This is a genomic window from Luminiphilus syltensis NOR5-1B, from assembly GCF_000158175.1.
Taxonomy (GTDB): Bacteria; Pseudomonadota; Gammaproteobacteria; order Pseudomonadales; family Halieaceae; genus Luminiphilus; species Luminiphilus syltensis.
Window position 1 is genome coordinate 689,822 of the sequence record NZ_DS999411.1, and the last position, 7,431, is coordinate 697,252.

Sequence of the window (7,431 nt, forward strand, 5' to 3'; positions counted from 1 at the left end):
CAATGACGTCTGCCGGCGATCAATTACTGTCTTTTATCAGGTTTCTTCGCGGCCAGGACATTCCGATATCCCCCGCCGACTCAATGGACGCGGTGCGTGTTGCAGGATTGCTCGGTTATACCCAACGCGACACGCTCAAGCATGGCCTGGCCTCGGTACTGGCAAAAAGTGAGCGTGAAGCGGCCATTTATAACCGCGCCTTCGATCGCTTTTTCAGCACGGAGATAGCCGTGAATCCGAATGCGGCGTCGACTCCTGACACCAGCACCGGCGATGGCGATGGCGGGTCCGGCGATAAGGATGCGGCCAACACCGATCTCAACACGTTTAAACAGCTCCAAACCGACTATCCAGAGGCAATGAATACCGATCAGGCAACACTTGCGGAAGCCCTACTTCGCGGGGAGGCCTCAACCGTCGCCCTATCCATCGAAGCCGCCGCCACCGCGGTACAGCTGAACGGCATCAAGACCTTTACCCAGCGGGGCCAATATACGCGACGCATGCTCGACGCCATCGGTGAAGGCGGGTTGCGAGGCCTGGTAATCGCGCTTGAGACCGCTTCAGACCCCCGACTGCCGCTGGTGCAGCAATGGCGGCAGGTTCTGCGCGAGCGTATCCGTGACCGTGTCGAGCGGGCTTATTTGGTCAATGCGGGCGGGGCCACCGAAGAACTGCTTGATGACGCGCTAAAAGAAGTGCGCCTGGGCAATGTCGCGCCACACCAAATCCAGCGCATGAAGAAACTCATGGCTCGGCTGGCGCGGAAGCTGGCGGCGCGCCACGGGCAACGGCGCCAACAGGCGAGGCGCGGGCAACTGCATGTGCCGGCAACACTGCGCAGGTCACTACCCACCGACGGCATTCCTTTTCAGACCCGCTGGCGACGCACCCGGCGCAGACGCCCTCAGCTACTGGCGATCTGTGATGTCAGCGGCTCGGTCGCGACCTATGCCAAATTCCTCCTCATGTTTCTTTACACGCTTCAGGACGTGCTGCCCCGAACCCGGAGCTTTGCATTCTCGGGCAAACTGGGCGAAGTCAGCGATCTGTTTGCTCAGCTCCCCATTGAAGACGCTATTGACCGCGTCAACCTCGACTACGGTGGCGCCACCGACTATGCACGCGCCTTCAGTGAGTTCTCGCAGCTTGCCCTTCAGGATATCAATCGCAATACGACCGTCGTGATTCTGGGGGATGCTCGGAACAGTAACAGCGACCCGCGCCTCGACCTGCTCGCCGAGATAAAAGCCCGATGCCGGCAACTAATCTGGCTCAATCCAGAGCCCCGCAGCGCCTGGGGCACCCGTGATTCGGAAATGCTACCGGTTATTAGACACTGTCACACAGCCGCAGAGTGTAATAATCTCAAGCACTTGGAGCGTATCGTGGATAAATTGCTGGCAGATACCAAACGCCCGTGACCAGGATACGACATCGATTCATCGTGATCGCACCGCATCACAGCGGCCGCGCCACGCAACGAGGGCCTGATTTCCGTGCAGGATGAGCAGCCGCTGCCACTGACAAGCTCACTCGAGTCGGATGTTCGCGATGGCTTTGCCGTCGCCGATCGTCATGACGCGATGACCACTCGAGCCCTGGTTTCGGCGCTCGAACAGCTGGGTACCAGCGAGCAGTCACTCGAGGCCATGTTGCACGACGCCGGTTTCATGCCACCCTCTCATCAGGATGCGGCGCTTCTTAACTGGATCGATAGCGTGTTCAGGCAATGGCGAGAACGCTACCCCCTCGACCACCGGCTCGATCAGTTACTCGATCTCGCGCGACCCCTTGCGGCGGCTTTCGCCGTATCCGATGCCCATTTCTTTATCCCGGGCGGGCACCCCGTACATCGCCTTCTGGACGGCATCAGAAACGGCCTAGTCGGCTGGCAGGAGCGTGTCAGTAGTAATAATGACACCGTAGCGGAAGGCTTGCGCCTTGCGCTTCGCCAGGCTCGCCGGGATTTTCCCAACGAGAATGTCCTGGAAAATACGCTCTCCGACTTCAGCCAGAAGATAGACAGTCATTATCAACAGTTGGGTCGTCTCGATGTCACCCTGATACAGCGGGAACTGACGTCTCTCAACGAAGAAGTCGCACAGATTTTCGCCGCTTCGGCTATCAATCGAATTCTTACCGAACACCAGGTACCGGCGTCAGTCGCGCGCTTCCTGAAGTCAGATTGGTATGAAAGTGGCGTGCTCGTGGTTCAGCGCGAGGGGGCGGAAGGACAGGCGTGGCGAAGCTTTTTAGCCACTACCCAACTGGTGGTCGATGCGGTTCAGCCTGTGTCACAAGACGATGCCAATGGCCTGCAGCGGCTGCACCACGCCATGCAGCAATTGCCCGCCACACTGTCGCGCCAGCTGCTGAGCCTGCAGCCGAACGATGATGCGGTTACCGGTGCCGTCGGTCTGATCGAGTACGCACTGCTGCGTAATGTCCGTGGACAGGACATGGGCTTGATTCAGGCCGATCCCATCACCGTGAACGGTATCGTGATGGACCCGCCGCTGAAAAGAGATCAGCTTGAGGACTGCCAGATCCAGTCTGGAGAATGGTACAGCCTTGAAAGCGCAGAGGGTGAGCAGCGGTTACGACTGATCCGACCGCTACTCGACAACCTTTTCCTGCTTTTTATGGACTTTAACGGGGCCAGAGCGAGACGAATCCCCACCGCCGAGTTCAAGTCGATGCTCGACTCGGGTGAAGCGAAGCCGCTGACGATTGCCGATAGTTTTTGTCGGGCGATGGTTGAGGTCACGGAGGCACAACAGCGGGAGGTTTCCCAGCGGCGCGAAGCCGAAGCGGCCGCTGCGGAGGAATTGCGATCGACGCAGGAAGCACAGGAAGCGCAGGAGAATACCGACACAGCGGTATCCGTCGATGATGCCCACGCCGAGCAGCAGGATGAAGCATCCCCATCGAGCAACGGCGAAAGCGGGCAAAGCGGGCAACAAGGTACGGAGACCAAAGAGTGGGGACAACATAAGACCCACAATCCGTGGCAGCCGGCGAGCTATGTCAACGCCAATGCACCCGACATTGGATCGGTAACTCATTCGATCTCCCCGGAACCCAAGCCAGAGTTAAAACCAGAGCCCGAGCAGTGGAATCGGCGATCACCGCCGTCGCCCGAGCCCCCCGAGTCCCGGGCCCAGCAAACTACAGAATCTTCGGCACCAGACGCCGCTCCTGAAGAGTCACAACAAGCCCCCTCCCAACAGGAGGTTTATGCACCGAAGCAAGATCCGCATGCCATGCCCACAGCGGAGGCGCCCTATGAAAGCCATACCGTGGTGCAAATGCAGATACCCATGGGTACCTGGTTGGGCTTCCATGACCGCAACCCACCACTCATGGCTCGAGTCGCCGTCAGGGATCTGGAAAAGGACAGTTATATCTTCACCAATCGCGAGGGCATAAAACTCAGGGAGCTAACCGTCGCGCAACTCCTGGCGCTGATCGACCGAGAAATGGTGGATATTCTGGAGCGTAAAACCAACTTCCGTGAAACCGTGAATGAGCTCCGCAAGGAACAACAGGAGCGTCTTAACTAATGGCGCCCGGTCTTGAGCCCATCACCGTCCACGACTGGCCGCAAACCCCCAGAGCCTACGTACAGATACTGGCGCCTGCCCACGACGGCTCGGAACCGGCCATTATTGCCATCGGTTCCGTCAATACCATTGCTTCACGAGAGCTACGCGTCACCCTCGATCAGCCGGTAAAGACCGGCAGCATCCATGAGCTCGGTATTGAACTGCCGGGGGAGGCGGCGCCTATTATTCTCAGCTGTGAGGTCACCAGCCGGCATCGTGAAGCAAATGGGGACTGGCAGGTCCGCCTGATGGTGCTCAACGCCAGCGATACCGACCTCGCCATATGGGATCGGTTTATTGCCCTGCATGCCGCCGCTCAGAACGAGTAGCAACGCGTCTTAGAAAACCTTGGGGCCCGCATCCAGGTCCTCATTTTTGTCCTCGAGACTGAACCCGCTGGTCGTCGAACTAATACCCTCTTCGCTATCGAGCTTTATTTGCAGACGAAGGTTATTGGCGGAGTCGGCGTTACGCAGGGCATCATCCTCGGAGATTAATCCGGACTTAAAGAGCTCGAGCAGCGCGCGGTCGAAAGTCTTCATACCCAGCGCCTCGGACTTCGCCATGACTTCCTTGATCGAGTCGATCTCGCCCTTCACGATATGCTCCTTCACGGTGGGCGTCCCGAGCAGCACCTCAATAGCGGCGCATCTACCACCCCCTGCTTTAGGGATAAGGCGTTGGGATATAAAGGCCTGCAGATTCAGGGATAGATCAAGCAGCAACTGGTTGCGTTTTTCCTCAGGAAAAAAGTTAATGATGCGGTCGAGGGCCTGGTTGGCGTTATTGGCGTGCAGCGTCGATATGCACAAATGCCCGGTCTCGGCAAAGGAGATCGCATGCTCCATGGTCTCGCGGTCGCGGATCTCGCCGATAAGAATAACGTCCGGGGCCTGGCGCAGGGTATTCTTAAGCGCATTGTGCCAGTTGCGGGTATCAACTCCGACCTCTCGCTGGTTGACGATGGACTTCTTGTGCCGGTGAACGTATTCGACGGGATCTTCGATCGTCACAATGTGCCCGCTGGAGTTGCTGTTCCGGTAGTCGATCATGGCGGCGAGCGAGGTGGATTTACCAGACCCGGTGGCGCCCACAAAAAGAATTAAACCCCGTTTGCGTGTGATGAGCTGCGTCAGGATCTCGGGCAGGCCCAGGTCTTTCCAGTTAGGAATATCAGTGACGATATGCCGCGCAACAATACTGACCTCGTTGCGCTGGCGAAAAATATTGACCCGAAAACGCCCAGATCCGGGCACCGAAAGCGCCAGGTTGAGCTCCAATTCCTTCTTGAATTCGGCGCGCTGGTAATCATCCATCACCTCATCGGCAATCCCGGCAATCTCACCTGCACCGAGAACCGTCGAAGCTATCGGACGCATTGCTCCATCGAACTTCGCGCACGGCGGGGCGCCCGTGCTCAGGTATAAATCAGATCCCCCCTGGTCTGCCAGGATCTTGAGCCATTCGGTTATTCTCATAATACGTGCACCTCAAGTTTTGTCGCGCTGTACGTCGGCAGGGCCAAGGCCGTAAACTTAGCCCCCATTAAACCGCGCCAAAGCGCGGCTGCCCACCCCCTGAGGAGTTAACTTGGACACACAGGCGCATTTCCGCCGCAGCGTATTGGAAAACGAGGGCATTCAGCTACTTTCCGACATACGCAGAGGCATTGAAAAGGAAGGCCTGCGGGTCAATCGCGACAGCGGGATGCTCGCGCAAAGCCCACACCCGGCAGCTTTGGGTTCGGCACTGACCCACGGCGCCATTACCACCGACTATTCAGAGTCCCTGCTCGAATTCATAACGCCTGTGAGTAATACCATTGAGGCCAACCTCGACTATCTCGACCAATTGCATCGATTCACCGCCCAGAATCTCGATAATGAACTGATTTGGGGCGCGAGCATGCCCTGCATCGTCGCCGGAGAGCAAGGCATTCCCATCGCCAGCTACGGTCATTCCAATGTCGGCACGATGAAGCGAGTCTATCGAAACGGGCTCGGCGTGCGATACGGACGAATGATGCAGGCGATCGCCGGTATCCACTACAACTTCTCCATGCCGGAAGCCTTCTGGCAACAGGCCCACGAAGCAGCAGGGGGGAGCGGCAGCCTCACCGATTTTCGTACCGAGGGCTACCTGGGTCTGATCAGGAATTTCTTTTCCCGCGTCTGGTTACTCATCTACCTACTGGGTGCATCACCGGCGGTATGCGCGAGCTTTCTGGCGGGTAAAAAAGACCACCACCTGATTCCGGTGGGCGGTCAAAGCAATAGCTTTTATCTGCCCCAGGCGACGGCGCTTCGCATGGGTGGGCTGGGCTACAACAGCGACGCGCAGCGCGGTCTTCAGGTCTGTTACAACAGCCTGAAGACCTATATCAGCACGTTGCGCGAGGCGATTCTCACGCCTCACCCGGCCTACGAGCAGTACACGACCACCGCCGAGGGCGAACAGGCGCAACTCAATACCGCATTACTGCAAATTGAAAACGAATTTTACAGCCCCATCCGCCCCAAACGGGTGACACGCAGTGGCGAAGCACCGCTGGTGGCGCTTCAACGGGACGGCATTGAGTACATCGAAGTGCGATGCGTCGATATCAATCCTTTTTTACCTCTGGGTATTGATGTGGAAACCGCGAGAATCATTGATACTTTTCTGGTGGACTGCCTGATCAGTGACAGTCCGCCCTGCGATGATTCATCCCGCCAGCGGGACGCCGAAAATCTGCGCCGGGTGGTAGACAATGGTCGCGATACCAACCAGCTACTGCTTACCGCGGAGGGTGAAGTCACACAGCGTGAGCTTGCCACCGAGGCCCTGTCGCGTATGAAGCATGCTGCGAGTCTTCTGGATACCGCGCACGGAACTACAAGCTACTCACAGGCGATGCAACAGGTGCAGCATCTTATTGAGCACCCCGAAGAGACCCCTTCGGGGCGTTTACTCGGGGAAATGCAGCAGGGTGGAACCGCCTTTTGGCAACTGGCACTGAAATACTCCAAGCGATGGGACAAGGATTTTCGGGAACGCCCACTCACCCCCGAACAAAGCCATCAATTCAGAGCCATGGCCGAGGCATCATTGGCGGAGCAGAGCGCCATAGAAGCGGCGGATGCAACCCGTTTTGATGATTTTCTAGCCGAGTTTTATCAACAGTATCAGGAGATTTCGTCGTGATTGGCGGTATCAGTAACCGGGTTCTGCTAGGCGGCGTTGCTCTCATTTGCGCATCGGCGATGGGCTTCGCCCTCTACCTGCAGTATGTGGTGGGATTGTCCGTGTGTCCCCTGTGCCTAACGCAACGGGTTTTCATTATCGGTACCGGTATCGTCGCTTTTCTGGGCTTCGTCCATGGTCCTGCGATGCTGGGCCAACGAGTTTACGGCGGGATTGCCCTGCTGTTTAGCGGCATTGGCTGTGGCTTTGCGGCGCGACATGTCTGGTTACAGCACCTGCCTCCCGAGGAGGTACCCGCCTGCGGCCCCCCACTGGCCTACATGCTGGAGACGCTGCCTTTTTCAGAAACACTGACCTTGCTACTCACCGGTGATGGTAATTGCGCCGAAGTCGTTTGGTCGCTGTTTGGCCTGAGTATTCCTGAATTAACGCTTGGGCTATTCATAGCCTTAATTGTGGTGCTCACCACCATCATCGCTCGAGCCCGGTAAGCGCCACCAGAAAAATCCAGAGAAAAAGAGGTTCATCGCGGGTTTCAAGGATAGTCCGTCTCTCCGCATGGCACCCCTTTTGAAGTCGCACCTGGCCCGGGCGGCTCAGCCCCGGATTACTCGAGCTGCTCGCGTAGCTCCATCGGCGA

At 57.7% G+C, this 7,431-nt stretch carries 6 protein-coding genes; 5 read left to right on the top strand and 1 reads right to left on the bottom strand.

What is annotated here, in order from left to right; all coding sequences use genetic code 11:
• Nucleotides 1–2 precede the first annotated feature (2 nt).
• The 3 genes from NOR51B_RS03125 (at nt 3) to NOR51B_RS03135 (ending at nt 3,937) form a co-directional block, all read left to right on the top strand.
• A complete protein-coding gene (locus NOR51B_RS03125; protein WP_009021023.1) occupies nt 3–1,424 on the top strand; it encodes a VWA domain-containing protein in 1,422 nt (473 codons plus the stop codon).
• A gap of 75 nt (nt 1,425–1,499) precedes the next feature.
• A complete protein-coding gene (locus NOR51B_RS03130; protein ID WP_009021704.1) occupies nt 1,500–3,566 on the top strand; it encodes a DUF1631 family protein in 2,067 nt (688 codons plus the stop codon).
• Nucleotides 3,566–3,937, top strand: coding sequence for a PilZ domain-containing protein (locus NOR51B_RS03135; RefSeq protein ID WP_009020218.1), 372 nt, complete (start codon nt 3,566–3,568; stop codon nt 3,935–3,937). The genes NOR51B_RS03130 and NOR51B_RS03135 overlap by 1 nt, the downstream gene beginning before the upstream one ends.
• Before the next feature lie 9 nt (nt 3,938–3,946).
• Here NOR51B_RS03135 and NOR51B_RS03140 read toward each other — a convergent pair whose 3' ends face one another.
• Nucleotides 3,947–5,086 carry a PilT/PilU family type 4a pilus ATPase gene (locus tag NOR51B_RS03140; protein ID WP_040481679.1) on the bottom strand — a complete coding sequence of 380 codons (1,140 nt, stop codon included), beginning with the start codon at nt 5,084–5,086 and terminating at the stop codon, nt 3,947–3,949.
• 112 nt (nt 5,087–5,198) lie between these two features.
• On the opposite strand from NOR51B_RS03140, the gene gshA reads away from it, so the two are divergent.
• Together gshA and NOR51B_RS03150 are read left to right on the top strand one after the other, a co-directional pair.
• On the top strand, nt 5,199–6,791 hold the full coding sequence (gene gshA / locus NOR51B_RS03145) for a glutamate--cysteine ligase (protein ID WP_009019730.1): 1,593 nt from the start codon (nt 5,199–5,201) through the stop codon (nt 6,789–6,791).
• Nucleotides 6,788–7,282, top strand: a complete 495-nt coding sequence (locus tag NOR51B_RS03150) for a disulfide bond formation protein B (protein ID WP_009019684.1) — start codon at nt 6,788–6,790, stop codon at nt 7,280–7,282. Before gshA ends, NOR51B_RS03150 begins: the two co-directional genes overlap by 4 nt.
• Nucleotides 7,283–7,431: the final 149 nt, after the last annotated feature.